The sequence below is a fragment of the Thermosynechococcus sp. Uc genome (genome assembly GCF_029335995.1).
GTDB lineage: Bacteria > Cyanobacteriota > Cyanobacteriia > Thermosynechococcales > Thermosynechococcaceae > Thermosynechococcus.
On the sequence record NZ_JARJMS020000003.1, the window covers coordinates 1 to 26,481 of the forward strand.

Annotated in this window: 24 protein-coding genes and 1 tRNA gene; 14 read left to right on the plus strand and 11 right to left on the minus strand. The window is 52.3% G+C overall.

Annotated elements, in window-relative coordinates; genetic code table 11:
• Nucleotides 1-1,264 precede the first annotated feature (1,264 nt).
• Nucleotides 1,265-1,666, plus strand: coding sequence for an AbrB family transcriptional regulator (locus tag P3X23_RS00190; protein WP_300871900.1), 402 nt, complete (start codon nucleotides 1,265-1,267; stop codon nucleotides 1,664-1,666).
• A 14-nt stretch (nucleotides 1,667-1,680) separates the two neighbouring features.
• Here P3X23_RS00190 and P3X23_RS11850 read toward each other — a convergent pair whose 3' ends face one another.
• Nucleotides 1,681-1,980 carry a hydantoinase B/oxoprolinase family protein gene (locus P3X23_RS11850; RefSeq protein WP_367186445.1) on the minus strand — a complete coding sequence of 100 codons (300 nt, stop codon included), beginning with the start codon at nucleotides 1,978-1,980 and terminating at the stop codon, nucleotides 1,681-1,683.
• Complete coding sequence (locus tag P3X23_RS11855) at nucleotides 1,890-2,111, minus strand: hydantoinase B/oxoprolinase family protein (RefSeq protein WP_367186447.1); 222 nt, start codon at nucleotides 2,109-2,111, stop codon at nucleotides 1,890-1,892. Before P3X23_RS11855 ends, P3X23_RS11850 begins: the two co-directional genes overlap by 91 nt.
• Before the next feature lie 650 nt (nucleotides 2,112-2,761).
• Here P3X23_RS11855 and P3X23_RS00200 point away from each other — a divergent pair.
• Both P3X23_RS00200 and P3X23_RS00205 read left to right on the plus strand, forming a co-directional pair.
• Complete coding sequence (locus tag P3X23_RS00200; RefSeq protein WP_300871905.1) at nucleotides 2,762-2,989, plus strand: hypothetical protein; 228 nt, start codon at nucleotides 2,762-2,764, stop codon at nucleotides 2,987-2,989.
• Nucleotides 2,990-3,003: 14 nt separating this feature from the next.
• Nucleotides 3,004-3,795 (plus strand): A24 family peptidase, encoded by a 792-nt coding sequence (locus tag P3X23_RS00205; RefSeq protein WP_300871907.1) that lies wholly within the window; start codon nucleotides 3,004-3,006, stop codon nucleotides 3,793-3,795.
• Nucleotides 3,796-3,919: 124 nt separating this feature from the next.
• Here the strand turns inward: P3X23_RS00205 and P3X23_RS00210 are convergent, their stop codons facing one another.
• Nucleotides 3,920-4,489 carry a hypothetical protein gene (locus tag P3X23_RS00210; protein ID WP_300871910.1) on the minus strand — a complete coding sequence of 190 codons (570 nt, stop codon included), beginning with the start codon at nucleotides 4,487-4,489 and terminating at the stop codon, nucleotides 3,920-3,922.
• Between the two features lie 121 nt (nucleotides 4,490-4,610).
• Between P3X23_RS00210 and alaS the strand changes: the two genes are divergently transcribed.
• The 3 genes from alaS to P3X23_RS00225 are packed head-to-tail and all read left to right on the plus strand — an operon-like array spanning nucleotide 4,611 to nucleotide 11,062.
• On the plus strand, nucleotides 4,611-7,286 hold the full coding sequence (gene alaS, locus P3X23_RS00215; RefSeq protein WP_300871913.1) for an alanine--tRNA ligase: 2,676 nt from the start codon (nucleotides 4,611-4,613) through the stop codon (nucleotides 7,284-7,286).
• Nucleotides 7,287-7,330: 44 nt separating this feature from the next.
• Nucleotides 7,331-8,566: an LL-diaminopimelate aminotransferase gene (locus P3X23_RS00220; RefSeq protein ID WP_300871915.1), complete on the plus strand. Its 1,236-nt coding sequence runs from the start codon at nucleotides 7,331-7,333 to the stop codon at nucleotides 8,564-8,566.
• 3 nt (nucleotides 8,567-8,569) lie between these two features.
• Nucleotides 8,570-11,062 (plus strand): O-antigen ligase family protein, encoded by a 2,493-nt coding sequence (locus P3X23_RS00225; protein ID WP_300871917.1) that lies wholly within the window; start codon nucleotides 8,570-8,572, stop codon nucleotides 11,060-11,062.
• 1 nt (nucleotide 11,063) lies between these two features.
• Here the strand turns inward: P3X23_RS00225 and P3X23_RS00230 are convergent.
• Nucleotides 11,064-11,137, minus strand: a tRNA-Met gene (locus P3X23_RS00230).
• Between the two features lie 434 nt (nucleotides 11,138-11,571).
• Between P3X23_RS00230 and P3X23_RS00235 the strand changes: the two genes are divergently transcribed.
• Entirely contained in the window at nucleotides 11,572-11,949 is a 378-nt protein-coding gene (locus P3X23_RS00235; protein WP_300871919.1) for a hypothetical protein, read from the plus strand.
• A gap of 18 nt (nucleotides 11,950-11,967) precedes the next feature.
• Nucleotides 11,968-12,225 (plus strand): hypothetical protein, encoded by a 258-nt coding sequence (locus P3X23_RS00240; protein ID WP_300871921.1) that lies wholly within the window; start codon nucleotides 11,968-11,970, stop codon nucleotides 12,223-12,225.
• A 10-nt stretch (nucleotides 12,226-12,235) separates the two neighbouring features.
• Here the strand turns inward: P3X23_RS00240 and P3X23_RS00245 are convergent, their stop codons facing one another.
• Nucleotides 12,236-12,667 carry a cupin domain-containing protein gene (locus P3X23_RS00245; protein ID WP_300871923.1) on the minus strand — a complete coding sequence of 144 codons (432 nt, stop codon included), beginning with the start codon at nucleotides 12,665-12,667 and terminating at the stop codon, nucleotides 12,236-12,238.
• 102 nt (nucleotides 12,668-12,769) lie between these two features.
• Between P3X23_RS00245 and dapB the strand changes: the two genes are divergently transcribed.
• Nucleotides 12,770-13,585 (plus strand): 4-hydroxy-tetrahydrodipicolinate reductase, encoded by an 816-nt coding sequence (gene dapB, locus P3X23_RS00250; protein WP_300871925.1) that lies wholly within the window; start codon nucleotides 12,770-12,772, stop codon nucleotides 13,583-13,585.
• 42 nt (nucleotides 13,586-13,627) lie between these two features.
• Here dapB and P3X23_RS00255 read toward each other — a convergent pair whose 3' ends face one another.
• Entirely contained in the window at nucleotides 13,628-14,491 is an 864-nt protein-coding gene (locus P3X23_RS00255; RefSeq protein WP_300871927.1) for a Tab2/Atab2 family RNA-binding protein, read from the minus strand.
• Between the two features lie 270 nt (nucleotides 14,492-14,761).
• Between P3X23_RS00255 and P3X23_RS00260 the strand changes: the two genes are divergently transcribed.
• Both P3X23_RS00260 and trmB read left to right on the plus strand, forming a co-directional pair.
• Nucleotides 14,762-16,198: an ammonium transporter gene (locus P3X23_RS00260; RefSeq protein WP_300871929.1), complete on the plus strand. Its 1,437-nt coding sequence runs from the start codon at nucleotides 14,762-14,764 to the stop codon at nucleotides 16,196-16,198.
• 165 nt (nucleotides 16,199-16,363) lie between these two features.
• A complete protein-coding gene (trmB, locus tag P3X23_RS00265) occupies nucleotides 16,364-16,990 on the plus strand; it encodes a tRNA (guanosine(46)-N7)-methyltransferase TrmB (RefSeq protein WP_367186449.1) in 627 nt (208 codons plus the stop codon).
• Here trmB and P3X23_RS00270 read toward each other — a convergent pair.
• A complete protein-coding gene (locus tag P3X23_RS00270; RefSeq protein ID WP_300871931.1) occupies nucleotides 16,987-17,691 on the minus strand; it encodes a lipase in 705 nt (234 codons plus the stop codon). The genes trmB and P3X23_RS00270 overlap by 4 nt on opposite strands.
• 5 nt (nucleotides 17,692-17,696) lie before the next feature.
• Nucleotides 17,697-18,578: an MBL fold metallo-hydrolase gene (locus tag P3X23_RS00275; protein WP_367186442.1), complete on the minus strand. Its 882-nt coding sequence runs from the start codon at nucleotides 18,576-18,578 to the stop codon at nucleotides 17,697-17,699.
• A gap of 75 nt (nucleotides 18,579-18,653) precedes the next feature.
• On the opposite strand from P3X23_RS00275, the gene P3X23_RS00280 reads away from it, so the two are divergent.
• A complete protein-coding gene (locus tag P3X23_RS00280) occupies nucleotides 18,654-19,076 on the plus strand; it encodes a hypothetical protein (protein ID WP_300871933.1) in 423 nt (140 codons plus the stop codon).
• Nucleotides 19,077-19,359: 283 nt separating this feature from the next.
• Here P3X23_RS00280 and sbcD read toward each other — a convergent pair whose 3' ends face one another.
• The gene (gene sbcD, locus P3X23_RS00285) at nucleotides 19,360-20,649 is read right to left on the minus strand and encodes an exonuclease subunit SbcD (RefSeq protein ID WP_300871935.1); all 1,290 of its coding nucleotides are present in this window, start codon (nucleotides 20,647-20,649) and stop codon (nucleotides 19,360-19,362) included.
• Between the two features lie 5 nt (nucleotides 20,650-20,654).
• The gene (locus P3X23_RS00290; RefSeq protein ID WP_300871937.1) at nucleotides 20,655-22,289 is read right to left on the minus strand and encodes an alpha-D-glucose phosphate-specific phosphoglucomutase; all 1,635 of its coding nucleotides are present in this window, start codon (nucleotides 22,287-22,289) and stop codon (nucleotides 20,655-20,657) included.
• 712 nt (nucleotides 22,290-23,001) lie between these two features.
• Here P3X23_RS00290 and P3X23_RS00295 point away from each other — a divergent pair.
• Nucleotides 23,002-23,850 (plus strand): M48 family metallopeptidase, encoded by an 849-nt coding sequence (locus P3X23_RS00295; protein WP_300871939.1) that lies wholly within the window; start codon nucleotides 23,002-23,004, stop codon nucleotides 23,848-23,850.
• 6 nt (nucleotides 23,851-23,856) lie between these two features.
• On the opposite strand, the gene shc is transcribed toward P3X23_RS00295, so the two are convergent.
• Nucleotides 23,857-25,785 (minus strand): squalene--hopene cyclase, encoded by a 1,929-nt coding sequence (shc, locus tag P3X23_RS00300; protein WP_300871941.1) that lies wholly within the window; start codon nucleotides 25,783-25,785, stop codon nucleotides 23,857-23,859.
• A gap of 87 nt (nucleotides 25,786-25,872) precedes the next feature.
• Between shc and P3X23_RS00305 the strand changes: the two genes are divergently transcribed.
• A partial coding sequence (locus tag P3X23_RS00305; protein WP_300871943.1) for a phycocyanobilin:ferredoxin oxidoreductase occupies nucleotides 25,873-26,481 on the plus strand: 609 nt, incomplete at its 3' end.

Consider the following 26,481-nt stretch of genomic DNA (forward strand, 5'->3'; position numbering starts at 1 on the left):
ATTTTTAACAGATTTAGAGGTGCTTGCATTTGCCTGAAAGTCACTTCTGGAGAGCATTTAACACCTCCGACAGCTGGGGATATAAAAATTTTACCAAAGTTTTTTCCCTTGCCCTTGCAACTCTCCTATTTTGAACTCACAACTGTTGTTCAAAATTTCACTGACGCATCTTCTTGACCCCCGCTTGAACAGCAGGAGAGCCTTATTTTATCGCTTAAATCGGTCAAGAGTACAGGTGGACATGTCCACCTTTTCCAAAGCTAACAAAACAAGAAAGACAAAGTGCTTTGCCAAAATTGACAAAGACTTAATCTCAAAAGTAAAACGGAAGCATAAGAGTGATTTTTCCTATAGATTCTAAACTACTGAATGGGTTCAGTATTACAGAGAACTTGACGAGTCAGCCGTCAGGCATGACCTGAGCTGTCCAGAGGAAGTGATAGAAATGACCCCTGAGAATGCAGTAGCGATAATGGATAGAGGCTTTGTGAGTTTTTGATGTTGATAGCAAGACAGAGTTTTAGATAGCGACGAATCTTTGGAGTCTGACAGCTGAGGAAGTGGCTGAGCTGTATTGACAGCGGCGGGCGATTGAGAATTTATGGAAAGTTCTGAAAATGCACTTATCGTTGAGCGGTTGCTGACGAAGAGTTGGACTGGGATCGTCAGCCAAATATACATAGTCTTGATTGCGTATTTGATTCTAGAGCTAGTGGACATACTAGAATACTTTGGCAGGAAACTCTTAAATAAGCTGCGATATTTCCAACGAGCACTCAGTCGGTGATGTCCAATAGTCTATTGGAGACTTGATTGGCAGCCAGAGCTACCTGTGGCTTAGAATATCAACCTTTGTTGCAGGATTCCACACTTCTGCGTCGTAAGGTGTCTTACAATCATTGTCTGAAGGCTGGGGCATATACAGCCTTTCCTTAAATATGGGATAGATAAAGGCGATGCACTCCTGTTCTACAGGAGCTTTTCCTACTACCCCTCTGAAAAAAGCCGAGGTAGATCACTTTCTTACACTAGCCTTCACGTTTTTGCTTCTGTTCTATACCTAGGAAAAGGCGTGTAAATGTAACTCGTTTGAAGAAAATGTAAAACCCTGACCCAGGGGCGATCGCAACTTGAATTCTGAAAAAAATTATGGTTTGCTAAAGATAGACACTCATTCATTGCAAGTTCGCTGTCAGGCTTTGGCAATCCTTGATTGCATGGCCAATGGATAGACAGTATTTAATCCTTGAAAAGGTAGGTTAAAATGGGACGCAAACAAGTAGAACCCTTGACAGGTGCTGCTTTATTAGAGAAGTACAAGCAACTGGGACATCTCAGCCACGAGGAAAAGGCAAAGGCCTGTGGCTACTATACAGTGACCCAAAGTGGCAAGGAGCGCATCAGCAAACTGAAGTTTAATAAGGCACTTCTTGAAGCTTTGGGTATGAAGATTGACAGCAAGCCCAAACGCGGTGGTAGCCGGGGTGGTCGCAGTGCCAGTTATCGAATTACGGTGCAAGCCAACGGCAATTTGCTCATTGGTTCAGCATATACCAAGCAAATGAATCTCAAGCCGGGGGATGAGTTTGAAATTACGCTTGGCCGTAAGCACATTCACCTAAAACAAGTGAGCAGCAACGGTCACTCCATCGACGACGAAAACTAATCTGAGATATCTAATTAGTTTGATGTACGAACTACCCTAAAGCCACCACCGGGGGTACAAATACGCAGGCGATCGCCCGCTTGGACATTGGTGATGGCGATTCCTGCTAAGGGATGGGGGAGTTGTCCGAGTTTCAGCCATTGATTTTCACCTAGGGCACCGCACTTACCACCAGCACGTCCAAAAAGCGGGATTTTCCGCGACTGGCTGAGGAGGCTAACGGTCATGGGTTCACGAAACTCAAGGACACGAATTGCTCCATCTCCACCCAGTTGCTGTCCCTTGTCCTCACTGCCCCAGCAAAGAGGGTACAAGAAAAATCTAATCGTTCCTTGATATTCACCGAGACACGGGTTTGCTGCAGCGTTACTCCCCTCTGCTCCGCAATGGCGCGAAATAACTGCTGAAAAATATCTGCAACAGTGGTGGCAATCTGCCTTGTCAGTCACATTGGTTCCTGTGGCATCTAAGATCAAAGCTACCCCTTTAGTAAATTTAATAAAGTGATGGGCAGGAAGGCGATCGCGCCCATAGACCAGCACTTTGTGCCATTGACCTTTGCTGTAAACCGATACATGGGCAAGGGGTGTGAGTTCTGTGGCAACACGGGAGATAGCGATCGCTGGAACTGCTTGGCGAGCAACGGCTTTAACGGCAATTTGACCGAGGCGGAACGATCGCCCCCGCACGTTAAATCCATAGCGATCGCAATGGGCTTGGATAAACAACTCTTCCATCCTGTCGTGATCTGCTCAAGGTACCCAGAGAATGGTCTCTGTCCCCACGTAACCCAAGCCGACGCGCGCTTAACGATCAACTCCTTGGGCAATCAGTTGAGCCACCGCTTGATCTGTCTTGATCGGTCAGATCCTCAATGTGTCCTTTTACCTTAGCCAGAATAAGGATTTCACAAAGGAGATGCACTGTCTTTGGTCTCCTCCTATGCTATTGCTTTGCTAAGACAAGACGATTGACTTTTAGGCAGAGGATTTTAGATCTGCTTTTGCATAGGTAGGGCGCTTAGTGAGAACTGATGATTGGCTCAAAACCCAACATTACTGTTTCTGATTGTTCGATTGCCGAGGAGTGGGGCACATGCCAGTTTTGCCAACAATGGAAACCGTTGATACTCCCCTATTAGCTGCTGCTCAATCCATCTATAATCTCTACCAGCAGGTTCATGGGGCAAAAACGGTGCCTGCGGGTGTCGCTGTCAATCGGCAAACCCTGCGGGGCTATGTGCTGTTTAATAGCCAGCCAGTGCTGCTGCCCCACGAATGCTTTATTCCCTATGATCATCTGCCGGAAGTGACACGCCTATAACTGCACCGACTGTTTTGACCTTTGCCAGCCACTGCCTTGTCTTTGCCCTCGGCGCAGCGGTGGGGAGCTTTCTTAATGTGGTGATCTACCGTGTACCGAGGGGGCGATCGCTCCTGTATCCGCCGTCTCGCTGTCCCATCTGTTTGACAACGCTCAAGCCTTGGGACAATATCCCGATTTTGGGCTGGCTATTCCTGCGGGGGCAATGTCGCTACTGCCATGCCTCTATTTCTTGGCGGTATCCAGCAATTGAACTGTTGATGGCGCTGCTGTACGTCCTAATTTTTGCTGTGAGGGGTTGGCAAGTAGAAACCCCTGTGCTGTGGCTATTGAGCGCATGGCTACTGGCCTTGGCTTTGATTGATCTAGACACGATGACACTGCCCCATCCCCTCACCAAATGGGGATTGATTGTCGGCTTGCTACTGAAAGGGTTAACGACAGGTTTAGGCGGATTGACGGAGGCTATTGTTGTTGCAGTGATTGGCATTTGGTTGTTTGATCTAATTCGCTGGGGGGGAGCGATCGCCCTAGGTCAGGAGGTCATGGGGGGAGGGGATGGTAAACTGGCAGCCATGATTGGCGCTTGGTTGGGCTGGCGGGGGTTGCTCGTCACCTTTTTCTTGGCCTGCGCCCTCGGTGGCTTGGTGGGTGGCTTGGGGATTGCCCTAGGGTGGATTCAACGTCGGCAACCCATTCCCTTCGGCCCGTTTTTAGCAGTGGCTGCTATTCTCAGTGCTCTCTTTGGCCAGCAATTAATTCGCCTTTACTTTGAAATCTTTCTGCCGGGTGTATTTATTCCCTAGGCTTTGTCAAAGAAAGATAACTTCACTAGGTAAGCTAGAATTGCCCCCATAAGTGCCACGATAACTCCCCATAGACGCGCATCCACCACCCGCTGGCGATCGCTGAGATCAATCACTTTGTCATCTAATTGTCATCTAATGCCTTCAGTTCAGCACGCACCAACTGAATCTGTCCCTTGAGTTCGGTATCAGCAGCTTGTACCTCTGTGCGCATTAACTGAATATCCTGCTTCAATTCAGTACGGATGGCTTGGGTCTCTGTGCGCACTAACTGAATGTCCTGCTTCAGTTCGGTATGAACCGCCTGAATTTGTTCCTTGAGCCTAGTGTCAATTGCTTGCACCTCTGCACGAACCGATTGAACATCTTGCTTCAGCTCAGCGTGAACTGACTGAATTTCTTCTTTTAGTTCGGAATGAGTGGATTGAATCTCCTCCTTTAACTCGGTACGAAGGGATTGGATTTCTTGCTTCAGCTCGGCATGAAATCCTTGCACCTCTGTCTTAAGTTCAGCACGGACAGTGTTAATCTTTTCCTCTAGGGTGTTGAATTTTTCATTGGTAGTTGCCTGATTGGTTTTAACTTCAAGGGTTAATTCGTGGAGCTGGGTCTGCAGCGCCCTTATATCAGCGCGCATTGCTCTAATTTCGTCGAGGATTTGACCCAGTTCAGAAGGGGTAGCTGGCTCAGTCATGGCAGTTTTTGCAAATCTTCCCTAGGAGTGGCCTTACTCCTAGAGTACAATCCAGTATGATGAAATAGTGTCTTTGCTAGCTTCTTTGTTGTTTGTTACGCTCCGTTGAGACCTTGCTCCAATGACCTCGTCTCCCTCTGCGTCGGCGAAAAAGGCCCTCACAGGTGATCAAATTCGCCAAAAGTTTCTTGATTTCTATGCCGCCAAAGGCCACACGATTTTACCCAGTGCCTCACTGATTCCTGAAGATGCGACGGTGCTGCTGACGATCGCCGGCATGCTGCCTTTCAAACCCATTTTTCTTGGTCAAGAAGCGCCGAAAGTTCCTCGTGTTACCACTGCTCAAAAATGTTTGCGCACCAATGACATTGAAAATGTTGGTCGCACGGCTCGCCACCACACCTTTTTTGAAATGTTGGGCAATTTTAGCTTTGGGGACTATTTCAAAGCGGAGGCGATTACGTGGGCCTGGGAACTGATGACCACGGTCTATGGTTTGCCCCCTGAACGTCTGCTGGTGAGCGTCTTTGAAAATGACGATGAGGCCTACGAGATTTGGCATCGCCAAGTGGGTTTACCCAAGGAACGCATCCGGCGCATGGGGGAGGAGAGCAACTTTTGGACGGCTGGGCCAACGGGGCCTTGTGGTCCTTGTTCTGAAATTTACTACGACTTCTATCCCGAAAAGGGGCTAGCTGCCGTTAATCTTGATGACGATCGCCGGTTTATCGAACTCTACAACTTGGTATTCATGGAATTAAACCAAGACGATCAAGGGCGCCGCACTCCCCTCAAAGCAAAAAACATTGATACCGGCATGGGCTTGGAGCGTATGGCTCAGGTTCTCCAAGGGGTAGCCAACAATTACGAAACAGATTTAATTTTTCCGATTATTGAGGCAGCAGCACAGCGAGCCGGCATTCAGTATCGCAAGGCCAATGCTAAAACCCAAATATCCCTCAAGGTCATTGGCGATCACACCCGTGCAGTGGTGCATCTCATTGCCGATGGTGTTACCGCCAGTAATGTGGGGCGGGGCTATGTTCTGCGGCGGTTAATTCGGCGCATTGTCCGCCACAGTCGGCTGTTGGGGATCAATGAACGAGTGACCCCTGCTTTGGCTCAGGTGGCAATTGATCTGGCTGCTCATGTCTATCCCAACGTGCGGGAGCGCCAAGCAGTGATTCTCAGTGAATTGCAGCGGGAGGAAGAGCAGTTTCTCAAAACCTTAGATCGAGGTGAGAAGCTCTTGGCGGAAATGCTGGCTCCCCTGAAGATGGCCAAGGGTAAAAAGCGCGTTCAGTCCCGGCTTTCGGGGCGGGATGCTTTTCTGCTTTTTGACACCTATGGCTTTCCCTTGGAGTTGACCCAAGAAATTGCCGCTGAGCAGGGCATTGGTGTGGATGTAGCTGAGTTTGAAGCCTGTATGGCCGAGCAGCGGCAACGTTCCCAAGCCGCCCACGAAACTATTGATATTACAGTGCAAGAGGGGATTGACTCCCTAGCGGATCAACTGCATCCTACGCAGTTTCGCGGCTATGACGAGTTTAGTTTGACTACGACAGTAACAGCAATTTTGGTGGGTGGCCATCCAGTAACCACGGCAACGGCAGGGACAGAGGTACAGGTCATCCTTGAGGAAACCCCCTTCTATGCTGAATCCGGTGGCCAAATTGGCGATCGCGGGTACCTTGCCAGCGGTGAGACTCTTGTACAAATCCACGATGTCCAAAAGCAAAAGGAGTTGTTTGTCCACTATGGCAAAGTGGAGCGCGGCAGCCTTACGGTGGGCGATCGCGTCACTGCCCAAATTGACCTCAGTTGTCGGCGGCGAGTTCAAGCGCACCACACGGCTACTCACCTGTTGCAGGCAGCTCTGAAAAAGCTAATTGATGAAAACATTTCCCAAGCAGGGTCGCTGGTGGCCTTTGATCGGCTGCGGTTTGACTTTAACTGCCCCCGTCCCCTTACCCGCGAAGAACTGCAACAAATTGAAGATCAGATCAACACTTGGATTAGCGAAAGCCACCCCACCTGCACCAGTATCATGCCACTGACTGACGCCAAAGCCAAAGGCGCGATCGCGATGTTTGGTGAAAAGTACGGCGAGCAGGTGCGCGTCCTCGACATTCCAGGGGTCTCTATGGAACTCTGCGGCGGCACCCATGTCCACAACACGGCTGAAATTGGTCTTTTTAAGATCATTAGCGAAAGTGGTGTGGCCGCTGGCATTCGTCGCATTGAAGCCATTGCTGGACCGGCGGTGCGAGACTATCTACAACAGCGTGACCGCATTGTCCGCGACCTGTGCGATCGCTTCAAAGTCAAGCCAGAAGAGATTCTCGATCGCATTGGTCAACTGCAAGCGGAACTCAAAACCCAGCAAAAGGAACTGGAACACCTCAAAGCTGAACTAGCTCTCGCCAAAACCCAAGCTCTTTTAGAACAGGCCAAATCCGTGGGCAATACCTCCCTGCTGGCCGCCACCTTGGCAGGCGTGGATCCCCAAGGGCTGAAAACTGCTGCCGAATGGCTGCTCAATAAGCTGGGCAGTGGTGTTGTAGTTTTGGCTACTCAACTCACCTCAGAGAAGGTGAACCTCCTAGTGGCCGCCAGTCAGGATGTGGTGCAACGGGGAGTCCATGCCGGCCAATTGGTGGCAGAGCTTGCCCAACTCTGCGGTGGACGCGGTGGCGGACGACCCAACTTTGCCCAAGCGGGGGGATCCCAACCTGAAAAATTGCCCGAAGTGCTGGAACTTGCCCAATCTCGGCTCAAAGGACTTCTCGAATCCTGATCAAATCCTGATATATTGACCTTTTGTTCTCACGCAACCGCACTATGGCCTTTGTCAACACAAACTATCTCAAACTCAAGGCAGGGTACCTCTTTCCAGAAATTGCCCGCCGGGTGAATCAATTCTTGGAAACTCATCCTGACGCACCGTTAATTCGCCTAGGAATTGGTGATGTCACTGAACCCCTGCCGGCAGCCTGTCGGGAAGCCATGATTCAGGCCGTTCAGGAAATGGGCGATCGCGCCACGTTCAAAGGCTATGGTCCGGAGCAGGGGTATCCTTGGCTACGGCAAAAAATTGCCGCCCATGATTTTCAAGCCCGCGGCTGCGACATTGATGCCAGTGAAATTTTTATCTCCGACGGCTCTAAGTGTGATACGGCCAACATTCTTGACATTTTTGGCGAGGGTAACCGCATTGCCGTTACAGACCCCGTTTATCCCGTCTATGTAGATACCAATGTAATGGCGGGGCACACGGGTGAAGCCAACGAACGCGGCGAGTATGCCGGACTTGTCTATTTGCCCATTACCGCTGAAAACAATTTCACTGCTAGCCTGCCCAAGGAACCTGTGGATTTAATCTATCTTTGTTTCCCCAACAATCCCACAGGTGCTGTAGCTACCCGCGAGCATTTACAGACGTGGGTGGACTATGCCCGTGCCCACAAAGCCATTATTTTCTTTGATGCTGCCTACGAAGCCTTTATTACGGATTCCACCCTTCCCCACTCCATCTATGAAATTCCCGGTGCCCGCGAGTGCGCCATTGAATTCCGCTCCTTCTCAAAAAATGCTGGTTTTACTGGAACCCGCTGTGCCTTTACTGTGGTTCCCAAGGGTCTCAAGGGGCAAACCCCCAGTGGGGACGCGGTAGAACTCTGGGCGTTGTGGCAACGGCGGCAATCTACCAAGTTCAACGGGGTATCCTATATTGTGCAGCGGGGCGCCGAAGCGGTGTATTCCGCAGCCGGTCAAGCCCAAGTGCGGGAATTGGTGGCCTTTTATATGGAAAATGCGCGTCTCATGCGCGAAAAACTGACCCAAGCAGGATTTGCGGTCTATGGCGGCATCAATGCCCCCTACATCTGGGTAAAGACGCCCGCAGGCATCAGCAGTTGGGACTTTTTTGATCAATTGCTGCACAACTGCTATGTGGTGGGAACCCCCGGCGCTGGCTTTGGGGCAGCGGGCGAAGGTTACTTGCGCCTTTCCGCCTTTAATAGTCGCGACCATGTGGTTGAAGCCATGGCGCGGATTGAGCAGGTGTGGCGGGGATAGTCCATGGCGGCAGAGCGAGCCATTCGGCAAGAGGGAGTTCTCTTAGCCCTCCTGACAGCAGCAGGGTATGTTCTGTTTACCCTGTTGCCCAATAGCCACAGCCTCATGACTACTTGGCCGTGGATACTGTTGTGGCAAGCCGCCGTCGGTGCGCCGTTGCTCTGGTTGCTTTACTTTTTTGCCTATCAACGCCGCTTACCCCCCCTTGGCAATGGGGTTGATGGCGTAGTCGGTTTGCTATTGGTGGGATTGGTGGTTTCGGTTCCCTTTAGCCGCTTTCCGCAGCAAGCCCTCTGGTACAGTTGGGCAGCCCTAGGGGGGTTGGCCGTCCTCTATCCCCTCAGCAGTTGGTTACGCACCCCCGAACGTCGGCGCCGCTGCCTCTACTTTCAAGGGTATGTGGTGGCTGCTCTCATTGTACTCAGTACTAGCCTTTGGCTAGGGAGAAGCATTCTGCCGCCACTGTGGCAGGGCACATTAGTTTTCGATCCAAATGGGCTAGAGTTTCGCAATGGGGAGCCGTTTGGCCATCAAAACTACCTTGCTGGCTATTTGCTTTTGGGATTGCCCCTGCTGGCGCTATTGGCTTTGACCGCCCCCCCTCAGACCCCTTGGTGGCGATCGCGCCCCTTTTGGCTTGGAATCTTAATCTTGGGGCTTGTGGATTTGTACACCACCTTTTCCCGCGGGGCGGCCTTGAGTGTTCTGCTCACGGCAATTCCCTTCGCTTGGCTGGGGTTGAAGAGCAACCGCTGGCGGCGCTCTTGGCTGTGGATCACACTTGCCTTGGGAAGTGCTGCTGTTTTGGCCATTGCCAATGAACGATTGCGACAGACGGTACTGAGTTTATGGCGGGGAGAAGCGGCAGGGGAAATGGCCTATCGGTGGATCACCCACCTCACTGCTTGGGAAATGGGCAAGGCGCATCCTTGGACTGGCCAAGGCTTAGGGAGTGTGCCGCTTCTTTACCAAGCTTACCGTCCTGACTGGGCAGGGGATGAAGCAGCATGGATCTATCAACTCCACAGCACACCAGCGCAACTGTGGGCAGAACTAGGGATTTGGGGCATTAGCGCTTGGCTTTTGGCCATTGGCCTTCTGGGTTACTGGACATTGAGGTATCGCCATTGGCTGGTTCCTCTGACCCTTGAAGATCAACAATTGGCTCTCACTGTGCTGGTGGCGCTATGGATCTATGGGCTATTTAGCCTGAGTGATTTTCAAGTGGACAATGTGGGGATTGCTGGGTTATTGGCCACAGAAGTTGCCTTTTTAGCTGCACTGCTGCGCACGGGGCAAGGCCAAGCCCCTCAAGGGCGCCTGTTGCCGCGCTACACTTTGCCATTAGTTGCCCTAGGCTTGGTAGGCATGATTGCGATGGGCGTTTGGCTTGCCCCCATTCATCGCGCCCGTGCCCTCAGCAGCGAAGGATTCTGGGCATTGGCCATGCGGCCTGTTCAATGGCAGCGCTTTACGGAGTTCCTCTTTCGCGCCCAGGAACTGGTGCCTTGGGAACCTTTTTACCCCCTACAGTTGGGCTGGAATTACGGCCATCGCGGCTTCCAAACGGCCAATCCGACAGCTCAAGCCAATCTGTTCCAGACGGCGGTTGCCGAACTCGAAAAAGCCGCCGATCGCGCCCCTGCCCTTGAGTTTGTGCACACCTGTCTAGGCTGGCTGTATTGGCAGCAGCGACGCTGGCCCCTAGCAGTTTCCCACTTTGTCCAAGCGATTGAACTCAATGGCCCGCAGCCGGGAAACTTTTTGGGTATTGGCTTGAGTCTTCTTGTCCAAGGGGAGGAGTCCCAAGCCATTGATGCCTTCACTTTGGAAATTCTCACTTTTCCCCACGTCAGCACCAGTCCCTTTTGGCGATCGCCCCTCCTAGCGCCCCACTATCCAAAAGTTCTAGAGCAGGCCAAACAGCGCTATGCGACCCTAGAGCAAACCCTTGCCCCCCATCGGGCAGCGGCTAGTTACGCCCGCCAAGTTCATGGCCTTCTGGCTTGGTGGCAGGGGGATTGGTCAACAGCAGCGCCGCGCCTACCGCTAAATCTCCAACCCGTCCTTTTGGCTTTACAAAACCCAGCAGCAGACACCGCTTCCCTACCCCAGTCGCTGCAACAATTTCTTGAGGGGTGGCGTCAGCCAGCAAAACGAGCACAATTGTGGGCTAGTCTTTGGCAAGGAGAGCAGCTCACGGCAATGCTCCGTTCTAGCGAGGGCATTTCACCAGCGACACCCCCACTGGCGTGGCTGCGTTCTCAAGCACCGGCCAGAGCGATTCAATTTGAGCGGGTCGGCTTTAACGTGAATATGCGTCATGCCTTTGGCGCAGTACCGGTGGACTTTTACCGCGAGCTGCACAATTTGCCCTTGACAACGCTGCTCCCAGAGCTCTGGCCATCACGAGGTTTACTTCCAGAGCTTGAAAAAGCCCTTCTTGAAGACCGCCAGCGACTTTTTGGGAGTCTTGCTCTACCGGCAAAAAAATGAATGGCGGGGCATGGATTTGAACCATGGACCTTCGGGTTATGAGCCCGACGAGCTACCAGACTGCTCTACCCCGCGTTGCTTCGGTTTATCTAAATTAGCGTATAAGTTAGAGGTTTGACAAGCGATCGCGAGAAGATTTATAAAACTTTATCAAAATGTTCAGTTTTTTGTAGGTAAACTGTAGCAGTCTTTACCTGACATCATTGCCAAAAACAAGTATAAAGCAAGTATAAAGAAAGCGTTAAAATTTACCGCGACTCGCTAAACTTGCCCCTTCAGCAATGCTCCTCCCTCCTCTTCTTCTAGACGCCCTGAGAGACATTTGTCAGCGTCAAAGCTCAACCCTCGCCGTCAGTCCGCTAAGAAGTGAAAATCAACTTCTTCTGTTGCTTGAGACACTCCCTGAAGCCACCCGTGCAACCCTAGAAACATTGCTCATGTCCTACTGCCGGACGAAGGCGTCTCTACCCATAAACTTCGCTTACCTCTTGGCACTGGAGGCTGAAATCTTGTCTCTCATTGGGCTCATTCCATCCAAGTCCATCTCACCCGAATTGCCCAGTTGGAGCCAATTGCAGCAGTACCTTCCATGGTTTAGGAAAGCCAGTCAGATCGCCCAGAATCACCTAGATTGCGCCCTTGTGCGTAACTATTGGTTAATTACCCGTCCTACCAACCCTTGGCTGCGTACCCTTCGGGTAGAGCTGTTCTACAACGAACAACTGACTGCTGGCGATCGCTACCTCAACGAGGAACAGCAAAACATGCTACTGACATGGTTAGAGCAATTTGTGCTTTACTGTAGTCGCCTTGTCCCCACATTTACAGCAGAGGTGGTCGCAGCGGGAATTCCTATCCCCCCTCAGTTACGATCAACAGCGGCTTAGTTGACCTACCAAGGCGAAATGGAAACGAAGCTACAACAACTCGGTGCCCAACTTGACCAACTCAAGGCAAAGGCCAATCAAGCCGGTGAAGATGTCAAGGCGGATATGGAGGCCAAAATTGAAGCTCTGAAGGCCAAACGAAATGAAATTACCCAACAATTGGCTGCTCTCAAAGAAGCCGGCGATGATGCTTGGGAGTCGCTCAAAGTAGGGTTCCAAAGTGCTTGGGATGAGTTGAGCAAGGCTTTTGAGGAAGCAGCCAGTAAGGGCGAATAATTGTTTGTCTTTAATTGTTTTCTGAGTGCCAGCCCTCAATAGTGACATCCACGCGATCGCCCTCGTGGGAGAGGGGGGCAATGTTCAAATAATACAGCGGCTGATCGGCAGAGAGGTTTCGCAGCCAGTGTAGGCATTGGGCATCCACATGAACATAGGAGCCAGTTTCCACAGGGGTACGCGTTAGCGCTGCTGCTGCTACCGAATTAGCCGGCGGTGTCATTGGGCAGGTAATCAGTTCGCCCACACCCGCCACAATGAGGAAAACATCATCACCACGGTGGTGGTAGTGGGGATAATTAGCCTGACCGGGGTCAATGCGATAGAGACTAGAGGCAAGTTCAGGGTTGTGGTGATCCAAAGGACAGACAGCATAGCCCGGCCGCTTCGGGGTCCACGTTTGACAGTGCTCAACTAACTCAGGAAAAGAAAAAACTAGCATCGTCCTTTGAGGGCAAAACACTCAACAAAGTAGTCAACATTGGCTTATTGTATCGCCAAGCGATCGCGCTATTCTAGCCTGTGGTTTCTCTCGGAGTTTTGCATGAGTACACCCATCCCTGTGATTGTTGTTGGTGCTTTGGGCAAAATGGGGCGTGAAGTGGTTAAGGCGGTTTCCCAAGCAAGCGATATGAGCCTCTATGCGGCGGTGGATCGCAAGCAGGTGGGGGAAGATATTGGTGCAGCACTGGGGTTAGGAACCTTTGCCATTCCCATTAGTGGCAGCTTACAGGAGGTGTGTCTAGCAGCCGCCCAAGAGAAACAAGCGGTGGTGATGGTGGATTTTACCCATCCCCAGGCAGTGTACGAGAATGTGCGCACGGCAATCGCCTACGGGGTGTATCCTGTGGTGGGGACAACGGGCTTGAGTCCAGAGCAAATTGAAGAACTAGCGGAGTTTACCGACAAGGCCAGTATGGGGGCAGTCATTGCTCCGAACTTCTCAATTGGCATGGTGCTCCTCCAAGAGGCGGCCATTCGAGCGAGCCAGTACTTTGACCATGTGGAGATCATTGAACTGCACCACAACCAAAAGGCGGATGCGCCCAGCGGTACGGCTATTCAAACCGCCCAACGCTTAGCAGGATTGGGCAAAACCTTTAACCCGCCCCAAGTTCAGGAGTCCGAACATCTTAGGGGAGCGCGGGGGGCATGTGCTGACGCCGAAATTCGCATTCATAGTGTCCGCCTGCCGGGACTGATTGCCCATCAAGAGGTGATTTTTGGTGCACCAGGGCAAATTTACACCCTCCGCCATGACACCAGCGATCGCCAGTGCTATATGCCGGGGGTACTGCTGGCCATTCGCAAAGTCACACAACTCAAACGCTTGATCTATGGTTTAGAGAAACTGCTCTAGTGTGACATACTCCCGATCTTCACGCTGCGCGTAGAGGGTGAGCTAAACTTCTGGAGGTTGCTGCAACAACCAAAAGCCCTGCAGTGCCTCCTGTTCAGGGCGTTCCTTCACGGCGATAAAGTGCAGTCCTTGGTTTTGGGTACAGGCGTCCCTAAAGGTAGCAAGTTCCTTTTGAATCTGGGGATTGCGACCACTAATGAGCACCCAGCGATCGCTGGCTCCCGTTTCCAACACCAACAAGGGCTGGGGTTTCTCCTCAAAACTGAGATAGGCTGGCTCTAGGCCAGAGAGCCAACCCGCCAAGGGCAGTGCCCGCTGTGAATAGATGATTAATCCCGGTAGCAGGGTATCCTCGCTGAGGGTCAAAAAGGGCAGTGGGGGTACCTCGCCAAAGGGCAGTTCCCATTCAGCAGCAGTTTTCATCTCCCTAAGGGCAAGGCCGCTAAATTGCCAGCGATCGCCCCGCAGGGCTGGTGGTAAAGGTTGCGGTGCCGGGGGGATCAACTGGGGAGGCGTTGCCAGATCGGCTTGGTAGTTGGCCAAAGTTGGATAGAGGTTCAAGGCGCGATCGCGCAACCAATTGTAAAGGGCAAACGTGCGCCGACTGGGCACCATGACTAAGCCTGCTGCTTCTCCTCCCCGCGTGATGATGCTGGCCATGGCGCGGCGGAAAAAACGCACCCGCTCCGGCTGAACACCATCTGCAAGTCCCAATTGCTGTCGCCATTGATCCATGGCTTCCTCAAGAGCAGCCGTTAACCAGCGAGCATTGGCTTCAGCTCCGGCACAAGTTTTGCTGAACTGAAAGTGTTGCTGGCGATCGCAAATCAGTAATTCCCAGATTTTTTTGTTGTTTTCATCCACAAGGGGACGGGAATAAAAATCCAACTCCCAGATTGTATCCATTCACACCTATCAGGAACGTTACCCGCAAACTTGATGCTACTTGCCTTTTTTAGGATAGGCGGTTTTGGTCGCCAAGGTAAATGTATAGCGCGATACAGATTTTCCCATTTGAGAACTGGTGCAATCAAAAGTTAATTGCGGGTCAATACTTCGCTGAGCTTAAGCCAAACAGCAGCCAGATGACTTTCTGGCGCGAGAGTGCCGCAACTGCGATTTCTCCTCCGCTGAACTCATGCGTAACTCTACTCCATAACCGTTGAGAATAAAGCGATGTCCAAGTTAAAACTGAAACGGGCTAAACGGCAAAAGCGCCCATTATTGAACCTCGACTGGCGACCCAATTTCTGCTGGCGATCGCCAGCCGTTGTCGCCTGTATTCCCCTAGCTCTTATTATTGTTGCCGTTTGGGGAGTTGCTGCTCAAGCACAGGATCAGCCCCTCACCCCTGAAGACGTTCAAGGGGTACTCAATACCATCTGGGTATTGATTGCTGCAATTCTGGTGATTTTCATGAACGCTGGCTTCGGCATGTTGGAAACCGGCTTCTGCCGCCAAAAAAATGCTGTCAATATCCTTTCTAAAAACCTGATTGTTTTTGCCTTGGCCACCCTTGCCTATTGGGCAATCGGGTTCTCCTTGATGTTTGGCACTGAGGGCAATGCCTTTATTGGCTGGGGCGGCTTTTTTCTCAGCAGTGAAAACCCCGAAACCTACGGTTTAGAGCCATTTCCCAAGGGGTTAGCCATCCCCGTCGCCTTTCTCTTTCAAGCAGCCTTTGCCGGAACTGCAGCAACCATTGTTTCCGGCGCAGTAGCCGAGCGGATTAAGTTTGTGGACTTTTTAATTTTTAGCCTCCTGCTCACTGGCATCTCCTACCCAATTACGGGGCACTGGGTTTGGGGTGGTGGCCTTCTGAGCCGCATTGGTTTCCTTGGTGAAGATGTTGCCTTCAGCGATTTTGCTGGTTCAACCGTAGTGCATGCAGTGGGCGGTTGGGCGGCTCTCATGGGGGCTGCTTTCCTAGGACCTCGGCTTGGCAAATATGCGGCCGACGGGACTCCCCAAGCCCTACCAGGGCACAACATGGGCTTCGCCATGCTTGGCTGTTTAATTCTTTGGATTGGTTGGTTTGGTTTCAACCCCGGTTCTGAATTGGCTGCCAATGAAACTGTGCCCTACATTGCGGTAACAACCAACTTGGCGGCGGCAGCAGGTGGTCTTGCAGCAACAATGACAGCTTGGCTAGTCCTTGGTAAGCCTGATCTCTCCATGATTATCAACGGCGTTCTGGCGGGTTTAGTGTCCATTACAGCATCTTGTGCCGGTGTGTCCTACTGGAGTGCTGTCCTCATCGGTGCTATTGGCGGTGTGATTGTGGTCTATGCCGTCCTCTTCTTTGACCGCATTAAAATTGATGACCCTGTGGGTGCCACCTCGGTTCACTTAGTGTGCGGCACTTGGGGCACTTTAGCCGTTGGCTTGTTTGACAAAGAGTTAGGCCTACTAACCGGCCATGGGGTGACTCAGTTGATTGCTCAAATCCTTGGCATCTTGAGTATTGGTGGCTTTACCGTGTTGATGACGAGTATTTTCTGGTTAGCTCTGAAGCAAACCCTTGGTATTCGTGTTTCCGCAGAAGAGGAACTCAGAGGCTTGGATATTGGCGAACATGGCATGGAGGCCTACAGCGGTTTCTTGAAAGAGTAACTCGCCCGTCACAAATTTGGGGTCGTACCACGGCTGGACGATGCCATTGCCCTAGGTGGTTTTTGCTGTCCTCAGCTTTTGAGGGCAGTTTTTTCTAACTGCGCAGTGATCTACGCTACGCTATAGCGGCAGTAGGTGAAGGAGTTTTGGATGAGCGATCGCGCCATGGCAGTACGGGTGCGACAACACGTTAACCCTTTAAGTCACAAATTCCGGCAAGATATTGCTGTTCCCGATTGGTCAACGATTTACAAGCAACCCTCACAGCCCCTGCATCTAGATATTGGCTGTGCCAAGGGGACGTTTTTACTGGAAATGGCAGCACTGTACCCAGAGCAAAATTTTCTTGGTCTTGAAATTCGCCATCCCTTGGTGGTAGCGGCCAATGAGCGGCGCGATCGCCAGCAACTCCAGAACCTCCACTACCTCTGGGGCAATGCCAATGTTCACTTGGGCAAAATCCTCGGTGGACTTCCCCTCCATACCGTTACAATCCAATTTCCAGATCCGTGGTTTAAGCGCCGCCACCATAAACGCCGCGTCGTCACTCCAGAACTGGTGGCTACCCTTGCCGCCCTTTTGCCCGCTGGTGGGCGGGTTGTCCTACAGTCGGATGTCCTTGAGGTGGCAGAATCCATGGTGCAGCAGTTTCGTGCCCATGCCGCCTTTCGCTCAACCTGCACCGATTGGTTGCCCCAGAGTCCTTGGCCTGTCGCAACAGAACGGGAAAAATGCGTCCTCCGCAAAGGACTGCCTGTTTACCGCTGGCAACTTGAGCGGTGTGCCCTCTAGCTCGCCTGCAAATACTGCTGCCACATGGCAACAATTGCTGGGGAACCATACCACGGGGCATAGGGGCGATCGCGTAAGCGGCTGCGCGGCGCATGGAGCACATCTTCATAAACAAGATTCTCTGCCCCCTCGAGGTGGGCTGCGACCACTGGTGTTACCCCATCACCCCAACAGGCACCCTCGCCACAGGTGAGTTTATAGCTTTGATAGGTAAACCAATTGGCAAATGACCCATGCGGTGTACCATAGATTGCCTTGCCCGCCAGACACACATAGCGAACTTGCCCATAATAGGCACCGGGGTACGTGGTGTTAACAAAGTCGAGATTGCGGCGTGTCCAACGCTCCTGACTCCAATGGGGAGTACCTAGGGTGATCAGTGTGTGCACCCATTGGTGACCCGCCCAAACTTGGCCATCATAGGGCTGATCCCCTAAGTAAATGCGGCTGATCCAGCCCCCTGCCGAATGGCCAATGAGATGCACAGAAGATGCCCCTGTTTCATTGAGGATATTTTGAATAGTGGTATCCAAAGCCCGTAAAATTGGCGCTACTGATCGCCCCCCCAACGTGGGAAACCACGAGCGTACCCTGAGGGGCACCACCTCCGCCACAAACCCCAGCTGCCGCAGATAATCCCGCAGTGGGTAGTAGTCAGGAGCCGCCGCCAAATATCCCGGTAAAAGAACAACAGGCAACACAGGCGTTAACTTGCTTGAGGCGTTGCTGGGAAGTGTATCACATTTGGATAGACAGAAATAATGAGACCCTCCCGAGCAAGCAGTGTGTGTGGAAATTGTGCCCGTGCCAACTCGCCAATGTGATCTAGAAAGTCATCGTCGTGGCTAGGGTCGTGGTGAAACAAAATTAGTTGTTTAACTTGGGCGGCTTGGGCAAGCTTAACCGCCTCTTGCCATGTGGAATGTCCCCACCCCACCTTGCTCTGCTGTGGGTGATGGTATTCTTCATCGGTATAGGTGGCATCGTAAATCATTACATCGGCGCGATCGGCCAAGGCAAAAGCTCCCGGATGCAATTGATCGGGTAAATGTTCTGTGTCTGTAATATAAGCTACATGAATGCCCTGCCAACTGACGCGATAGCCTACCCCCCCGCCCGGATGATTCAGGGCTTCATTACTCACCACCACACCGCCGCCTAGGTGCACCTGCTCACCGGCCTCCAAGTCATAAAAGCGCAAATCCCCTCCCATAATCTGCAATGGGACAGGAAAGTTGGGGTGGAGCATTTGATCATTCAGCCGTCGTTCAATCCCTTGACCATTTTTTCCCGGCACTGCGTAGATATGGAACTGATTCCCCGGTACAAAGGCGGGTTGAAAGAAGGGAAACCCCTGAATGTGATCCCAATGGGTATGGGTAAAAAATAAATGTGCCGCCACGGGTTGTTGACCCATCAAGTGCTCTCCTAAAACCCGCAGACCCGTGCCCCCATCAAAAATCACACGTTGACCGTTGGCCTGAATTTCTACGCAGGGGGTATTGCCGCCATAGCGGACAGTATGGGAACCTGGACAGGGAATACTGCCGCGGACGCCCCAAAACCGAATGGTGAGTGGGTTAAACATGAGCATATCGCAAATCTTGATCGTAGTCTGCCACAGAAAACACTCTTGGGTTGTGATAGGGATCATCCTTCCCCTGTGACTTTGGCTGTTGATAGCGTGGAGCGAGTCGGGGAAGCCATCCGTAGTGTCCTAGGGATTTTTCGTGACTCCTCTTATTTTGAGCAGCGGGTCTATGATCTGGACGCGCTGATGATGACTGTGCGCGGGCTACACCAAGTTGCCCCTGAGCATCCCCTTGGGTTGAAGACCCTGCGATCGCCGGTGGAGAAGGCACAGGAAACTGATGATATTCTCAGCTTCTACTATGGCTTGGCTGCCCTTGATGAATTGCACCAGCCCCTGAATCCCTATCTGACAACGACGGTGATCCCATCGCTGCTAGCCTTAACAGCCAAAAAGAGGCTGACTGGATGGCAGCCTATACCGTGCTGTGGTAATGTAGCCGCTATATTCCCTCCCAAAAGATTGCAAACTTTTAGCAATAGCCTACTCTCCTGATGTGGGTTAAGTGAAGTGATTCTTGGCAAGAGCAGCGCTAAAAAAAGGGGTCGTCGCAATGACTGACCCCGCCTGCCGATTCCTCAGAGAGGAGAACACTAGAACTCAGCCTAAGGCAAATGAGAAAAAATGTCAATAAGTTCAAGGAACAAGTTTGCAGCAGTGCACCCTCTTGCCCTTTCTTCCTCAGATTCTCAGTAGAGCTTTCCCGCTTTCTTGGTGCAACATGCAGAATTCTCGTTCCCGTGAGGTTCACACCCATTCCACCCGAGAAAATCTCAAGTTAGGAGAGCAATTCCAGTTGCTGAATCACAGGTTCGGGCGATCGCGGTATCTCTGGAGTGCCTTGACTCCCTTGCTCAAGATGGCCATCAAGGGTTTGGAGTGCCATTAGCAGATCCTGCCGCAGGGGTTCAAGGTCAGGGCGATGATCCAAATACAGTTGCAGGGCATGGCCAGGGTCAAGGCACTGTTCGAGGGCAACGTCTGGCAGTCGAGCAATGGGCTGACTATTGACGAGTTGGGGCAGAAGGCTGACACTGTGGGCGCTTTCAAGAGCTTTTTGCAGTTCATGCAGGTTGATCAGGGGAATTTGATCGGGGCGCAGTTGATACATGAGCCGCACTACGGCTCCGCTGATGTCCCCGCTGGCGATCGCCCCTAGTAGTGCGGCTTGGGGATCGGTTTCCCCGGCGGTGAGATCCACGCGAATTGTGCGAAAGGGACGGGTGGGAAGGGGACAAAACTGAAATTGGGTTTTGCCCTTTGCTAAGTGAACCAAGACGTAGCCCTTCTCTTCTCCCTCTTCGCCAAAATCCACCCGCTCGATGCTACCGGGATAGACCACCGGCGGCTCCTGACACAGGACTTGATAGCGATGGACATGACCAAGGGCAACGTAGTCAAAGCAGGGGCGCGCCAAAAAACTCAGGGGAATTGTAAAACCTTTGCCAGCACTTAAATAGCGTTCAGAGCCGTACTGAGCCGTGTCCACCATGGCATGGGCAAGTAAGACAGTAGGCAAGGCAGGATCGAGTTGACGAATTTCCCCCTCAAGGGCGAGGCGTAGCCGCTCAAGGAGCAGTTGATGCACTTCGGCAAGGGAAAGGCCACTGGTTTCCGGCCGCGTGAGGAGGGTGGAGCGGGTTAACCAAGGGAGAGTAATAACTTGCACACTGCCCCGCGGAGTTTCAAGGCGGTGGGTGGTCAAGCGATCGCCCACGATAAAGCCCGGCACCCCAAGGGTGCGATAGAGACTGAGGCTTGCACCCCCCTGTCCTTGGGCGTGCTGATCGTGGTTGCCCACCAGCAACACAGTGGGAATGTGGGCATCTGCCAAGCGGCGAAATTGCTTGGCAAAAGCTTCGTGGACTAGGGGGGGTGGCGTTGCGTCGGGAAAGGCATCGCCGCCAAAGAGCACTAGATCCACTGGTTCACTGAGGGCGCGGTCAATGCAGGCAGCCAAGGCGGCAATAAAATCCTCAAGGCGGGTATTTAAGCCGGTGGCGGGGTTAATGTGACCATGACTGAGGCCACTGCCTAGGTGAATATCGGACAAGTGGAGAATTTTCATGGCAATTAGGTGATGACGGTGGGGCGATCGCGACCTGTTAGCCCTTGGATATTCGCCACTTCCTTGGCCAGTTGAATTAGGTCAGCCAGAGCCACTTGGGCATCGAGGTGTTGCTGGGCAGGATTGGGTTCAAACCGCTCCAAGTAGACTCGCAGCGTTGCCCCTTGAGTTCCCGTTCCCGATAGACGATAGACAATGCGACTGCCATCTTCAAAAATGAGCCGAATTCCTTGATTGTGGCTGACGCTGTGATCCACTGGATCGGTGTAGCTAAAGTTATCGGCAGTGGCAACGCGATAGCGGCCAAAGGTCTGACCCACTAAGCTGGGAAGTTTTTGCTCTAGTTGGTTTATCAGGGTGTAGGCGCGATCGCTCTCAATGCCTTCGTAGTCATGGCGGGAGTAGTAGTTGCGGCCATAGGTTTGCCAGTGGGCTTTGACAATCTCAGCTACAGAGGTTTGGCGCACCGCCAAGATATTCAACCAAAAGAGTACAGCCCAGAGGCCATCTTTCTCGCGCACATGGTTGGAGCCAGTGCCAAAACTTTCCTCACCACAGAGGGTGACTTTACCGGCATCCAGCAGATTGCCAAAGAACTTCCAGCCGGTGGGGGTTTCGTAGCAGTCAATTCCCAGTTGGGCAGCCACGCGATCAGCCGCTTGACTGGTGGGCATTGAACGGGCAATGCCGGTCAATCCATCTCTGTAGCCAGGAACTAATTTGGCGTTGGCGGCCAGAATGGCCAGGCTGTCGCTGGGGGTAACAAAACAGTTTGCCCCCAAAATCATGTTGCGATCGCCATCGCCATCGGAGGCGGCTCCAAAATCGGGGGGATGCTCACCAAAGAGTTGTTGCACTAGGTGACGGGCATAGACCAAGTTGGGGTCCGGATGCCCGCCGCCAAAATCCGGCAGTGGCACACCATTTTGCACCGTGCCCGCAGGCGCCCCCAAGCGTTTCTCAAGAATCTGGTGGGCGTAAGGTCCTGTAACGGCGTGCATGGCATCAAAGACTAGGCGCAGTTTCCCAGTACGAATTGTCTCGGCAATGCGATCAAAGTCAAACAGGGTTTCCAACAGCGCTTGATAATCAGCCACAGGGTCAATGACTTCAACAATCATTTCACCCAAGGGAAACTCGCCAAGGGTGTGCAGGTTGACATCAGGTGCGGTGTAGATGTTGTAGCTGGTGAGGGTGAGGCTGCGCTCATAGATGGCATTGGTGACCTTTTCTGGCGCTGGCCCCCCGTTGGCAATGTTGAATTTGACGCCAAAATCTCCTTGGGGACCAGCCGGATTATGGCTGGCCGAGAGAATAATGCCGCCAATGGCACCATACTTGCGGATGACACAGGAAGCTGCGGGCGTTGACAGAATCCCATTTTGCCCCACCTTGACCCGTGCAAAGCCCTGGGCAGCCGCCATCTTGAGAATGACTTGAATCGCTTCAGCATTGAAGTAGCGGCCATCACCTCCTAGGACAAGGGTTTGCCCCTGTGGTGCCTCAATGGTGTCAAAAATTGCTTGAATAAAGTTTTCAAGATAGTGGGGCTGCTGGAAAACAGATACCGCCTTACGTAACCCAGAGGTGCCGGGTTTTTGATCCTGGAAGGGAGTGGTGGCAATAACTTGAATACCCATTAGGAGACTCCACAAGGGGACTTCACTATAAGGGCAGCTTAGTCGGCTCGAGAATTGTGGTCAAGACCTTTCTATTCAATCTATCTAATGAGAATAGGTCTCAACGCAGAAGCATTGAATTTTGTAACAAGAGCTAGTATTTTAACACGTAGCTCTGGCTGCCAGTCAAAGCGCCAATGTACCCCCGAGCACTGCCCACTCATTTCTAGTGACACCTTTGGTCTAAAGATCAGTACATTCAGTACATTTTTAAGAATTTCCATAAATTCGCAATTGCCCATCGCTTTTCATATTGTTTTTGCTGCCCACTAAAAACTTTCTCTTTGCTTTTTTACTTCACATCATTCATCCAGAAATTTTCTTTTTTGTCCCCCTTCAAACGGTCGTTCAACACCTTTGGCCACGATGTAATTCTTTGTGATACAATTAGCCGTATTATAAATCTTGAGGTCTAGCGCCAACGTAAAACCCAAGCAGTTAGCGGGGTCAGTGTGCAATAGCACAGGAGAATGTCATTGTGTATGCAGACTGGTAGATAGCGAGCATCTGTTAAAAGTAGGATCCAAAGACACTGGGGAACTGCCTCAAACGCGAAAACGACTAAGGAAACAGCTACCTTTGCGGTGGCGGGGCAACTTGAGACTGTAGGTGGCGTCACTGAACCAGTAACACAAATCCCCCAACTCTAGCTTGTGGGAGGATATTCAGGAAAATGCTAGCCCTAAAAAAACAACGTTGGTTTCTCCTTTTAGTTAGCTTAGTCTGTGGGGCGGCGATCGCCTTCCATCCCGTTGCCGCACAGGCACAAAATCTCTGGCAGCGGCTGTTGTTGCAGGGAATTCAGGTCATCCAACTATCGAATATCTCACCCCGCCAAGAGGTGGCTTTGGGGCAACAGATTCATGAGCAGATGCTCCGTCAAGGGATGCGCCTTGTGCAGAATCCTGCGGCTCAAAACTATGTGAGTAGTATCGGCGCCCGCTTGGTGAGTGTTGGCGAACGCCGCGGGCTTCCCTACCAATTTCACATCATCCAAGACCGCCAAGTGAATGCCTATGCGACGATGGGGGGCTTTGTCTATGTCACTACAGGACTGATGCTGCGGGCGGAAAATGAGGCAGAACTGGCCAGTGTCATTGCCCACGAAATTGGCCATATTGACCAGCGGCATGTAATTCGCCAATTACAACAGATGGCGATCGCCCAAGGCTTAATGACTGCCGCAGGTTTGGATCGAGATCGCGGACTCCAAATAGCCATGGAACTAGCCTTTCGACGCCCCCGCAGTCGAGAGCAGGAGCTAGAGGCCGATCGCTATGGACTGGGGCTGCTAGCTCGCAGTAACTATGATCCACGAGCCATGGTGACGTTTCTCCAGAAACTGCAACGGGAGGGAGGGGTACCGCCAACAATATTGAGTACCCATCCCGCTCCCCGCGATCGCCAGTTAATTGCCGAAAATTTAATCCGCTCTGGTTTCAGCAATGAATGTGTAGTCACCCCCCAACCCCTGTGTGGCACGGATACCTTAGCCTATCAGCAACAACTGCGCTCGTTCTAATCTCGCCTAACCGGCCAACAGGTTACGCCAGCGGGCATAGCGTCCCAAGGCTGTAAGGGGAAAGTGCTGCTGGTAGTAGTGGTACTTCAAGTAAAAGTGACAGGGAAAGCCCGTGCCGGTGAAGTAATCCTCGTGCCATGTGCCATCCGGACGCTGCGTTTGCAGCAGGTAAGCTACACCTTTTTCAATGGCTTCTGTGGCATAGTCCCCCGTGGCATCCCCAGCGGCTAACAGGCCAATGAGTGCCCACGCCGTTTGGGAGGCAGTGCTCTCTCCTTTGCCCTTGAGGGAAGGATCATTGTAGCTCCAGCAGGTTTCACCCCAACCCCCATCGGTATTTTGACACCGCACCAGCCACTCAGCGGCACGGCGAATGCGCCAGCGATCGTAGCGAGGAGCCACAAGGGAAAGGGCAGCTAGAACACCACTGGTGCCATAAAGATAGTTCACCCCCCAGCGGCCAAACCAACAGCCCTCCGGTTCCTGCTCATTGCGCAAATAAGCAAGGGCACGATCAAGAGCACCACTCTCGAAGCTCAACTGACAGCGCCCCACCATCTCCAGCACCCGCGCCGTCACATCGGCAGTATTCGGGTCAATCATTGCCTTGAGATCGCCATAGGGAATGGCATTGAGCCAATCTTGGTCATTGTCCACATCAAAGGCTGCCCAACCCCCCGGCCGACACTGCATTGAGGCAATCCAAGCAACTGCCCGCTCAATGGCGCGCCGTTTTAGATTTTCATCAGGTAAGGTCACGGCATGAAGTGCCATCACCACCACTGCTGTATCATCCACATCGGGGTAGAAGCGATTCTCAAATTCAAAGGCCCATCCCCCCGGCTGACCTTTTTTGTTTTTTACATGCCAGTCCCCATAGTCAAGGATTTGCTTGGAGAGCAGCCATTCGCCGGCTTTGACAAGGGCGGGATGATCGGGAGCAACACCTGAATCCACCATGGCTCGCATCACCAAAGCCGTATCCCAAACCGGGGAAACGCAGGGCTGCACGCGATACTCAGCTTCTGTTTCAATGGCAAAGCGATCCACGGCTGCCATTCCCCGCTGTACAATGGGGTCATCAACAGCATAGCCAAGGGCACGCAGGGCCAAAAGGGAGTTGAGCATGGCTGGAATAATGCCGCCCCAGTCGCCACTGGCTTCTTGATGCTCTAACACCCACTCTTCGGCCGCCTTTAGCCCCTGTTCCCTGAAAGGATTAATGTTCAAGGCTTCAAAGAGTTTGAAGGCGCCATCGAGACCAATAAAGACATCCCTCCAATCTCCCTGACGAGGCAGCTCCCAGACCACGTTTGCCCGTCCTTCGGCATAGAGTTCATCGAGGGTAAGGGGTGGGTTCATCCCATAAACGGGCTTGCGATCCATGACAATTAACAGCGGCACGGTGCTACTGCGCGCCCAACTGGACATTTCATAAATGGTGAAGGGACTGCCCTCGGGCAAGAGCATGATCCAAGGGGGCAGGGAGGGGATTCCCCGCCAGTCGTAGCAGCCAATCAGCGCAAGGTGTAGTTTCGTAAAGATACGGGTTTTGCTAATGCCGCCGCGGGCGAGGATAAATTGTCGTGCTTTGACCAAGGCCGGATCATCTTCGGGAACACCCAAAAGCCGCAGCCCCATGTAGGCCTCAACACTGGTGCTGAGATCGCCGCCATCGCCGTAAAACAGCTCCCAACCGCCGTGATCCCGCTGCTGGTTGCGCAAATACTGTTCGGCTTTGGCCAAGGGCAACCGCTGCTCTGTTCCCCAAATTTTATGGAGCAGGATGACCTCTGCGGTCATGGTCACATTGGACTCCAATTCTGCCCACCAGTAGCCCTCGGTATATTGCTGGGAGAATAAAAACTTTTGGCTTGCGTGAATTGCCTGTTGCAGTTGTTTTGGGTCAATGACAGCGGCAAATTGAGTTTGCATGATTCCTCGGCTGTTAGACTCTTGGTTAGTTTAGCGGGGGCGATCGCCCCCTCGCAAGCGCCCTAGAGTTAGGGTAAGATCAAGGTTATGTCTTTGCGTCAACACCAGCATCCTTTGATTCAACGGCTTGCCGATCGCATTGAGCAGATTTGGCAGACGAGTTTGCCCTTAACCCCCTACGCCCTGCCTGAGGATCTCGGTTATGTGGAGGGCAAACTAGAGGGGGAGCGGCTAACAATTGAGAACCACTGCTACCAAGCGTCGCCCTTTCGTAAACTTCACTTAGAACTGGCACGGGTGGGTGAGAGCCTAGATATTTTGCACTGCGTCATGTTTCCAGAGCCGCACTACGATCTGCCAATGTTTGGTTGTGATCTCGTGGGTGGCCGAGGACAAATTAGCGCCGCAATTGTTGACCTCTCCCCTGTGACGGGTCAGTTGCCCGCTGCCTACACATCGGCCTTAAGTGCTTTGCCGAAGCTCACCTTTAGTCAACCGCGGGAGTTGCCCCCCTGGGGACATATTTTCTCGCCTTTTTGCATTTTCATTCGGCCACAGGGAGACATAGAGGAACAGCAATTTTTAGTTCGTATTGGCGAGTACCTCACACTCCACTGCCAACTCAGCCAGCAGGCTGTGCCCACCGATCACCCAGAAGTAGTCATAGCTGGGCAACGGCAATACTGCCACCAGCAA

What these genes read in the sequence shown, in the direction of transcription:
- P3X23_RS00190 (WP_300871900.1), top strand. Translation starts at nt 1,265, where the DNA reads ATGGGACGCAAACAAGTAGAACCCTTGACAGGTGCTGCTTTATTAGAG.
- P3X23_RS00200 (WP_300871905.1), top strand. Translation starts at nt 2,762, where the DNA reads ATGCCAGTTTTGCCAACAATGGAAACCGTTGATACTCCCCTATTAGCT.
- P3X23_RS00210 (WP_300871910.1), bottom strand. Translation starts at nt 4,489, where the DNA reads ATGACTGAGCCAGCTACCCCTTCTGAACTGGGTCAAATCCTCGACGAA.
- alaS (WP_300871913.1), top strand. Translation starts at nt 4,611, where the DNA reads ATGACCTCGTCTCCCTCTGCGTCGGCGAAAAAGGCCCTCACAGGTGAT.
- P3X23_RS00220 (WP_300871915.1), top strand. Translation starts at nt 7,331, where the DNA reads ATGGCCTTTGTCAACACAAACTATCTCAAACTCAAGGCAGGGTACCTC.
- P3X23_RS00225 (WP_300871917.1), top strand. Translation starts at nt 8,570, where the DNA reads ATGGCGGCAGAGCGAGCCATTCGGCAAGAGGGAGTTCTCTTAGCCCTC.
- P3X23_RS00240 (WP_300871921.1), top strand. Translation starts at nt 11,968, where the DNA reads ATGGAAACGAAGCTACAACAACTCGGTGCCCAACTTGACCAACTCAAG.
- P3X23_RS00245 (WP_300871923.1), bottom strand. Translation starts at nt 12,667, where the DNA reads ATGCTAGTTTTTTCTTTTCCTGAGTTAGTTGAGCACTGTCAAACGTGG.
- dapB (WP_300871925.1), top strand. Translation starts at nt 12,770, where the DNA reads ATGAGTACACCCATCCCTGTGATTGTTGTTGGTGCTTTGGGCAAAATG.
- P3X23_RS00255 (WP_300871927.1), bottom strand. Translation starts at nt 14,491, where the DNA reads ATGGATACAATCTGGGAGTTGGATTTTTATTCCCGTCCCCTTGTGGAT.
- P3X23_RS00260 (WP_300871929.1), top strand. Translation starts at nt 14,762, where the DNA reads ATGTCCAAGTTAAAACTGAAACGGGCTAAACGGCAAAAGCGCCCATTA.
- trmB (WP_367186449.1), top strand. Translation starts at nt 16,364, where the DNA reads ATGGCAGTACGGGTGCGACAACACGTTAACCCTTTAAGTCACAAATTC.
- P3X23_RS00275 (WP_367186442.1), bottom strand. Translation starts at nt 18,578, where the DNA reads ATGTTTAACCCACTCACCATTCGGTTTTGGGGCGTCCGCGGCAGTATT.
- sbcD (WP_300871935.1), bottom strand. Translation starts at nt 20,649, where the DNA reads ATGAAAATTCTCCACTTGTCCGATATTCACCTAGGCAGTGGCCTCAGT.
- P3X23_RS00290 (WP_300871937.1), bottom strand. Translation starts at nt 22,289, where the DNA reads ATGGGTATTCAAGTTATTGCCACCACTCCCTTCCAGGATCAAAAACCC.
- P3X23_RS00295 (WP_300871939.1), top strand. Translation starts at nt 23,002, where the DNA reads ATGCTAGCCCTAAAAAAACAACGTTGGTTTCTCCTTTTAGTTAGCTTA.
- shc (WP_300871941.1), bottom strand. Translation starts at nt 25,785, where the DNA reads ATGCAAACTCAATTTGCCGCTGTCATTGACCCAAAACAACTGCAACAG.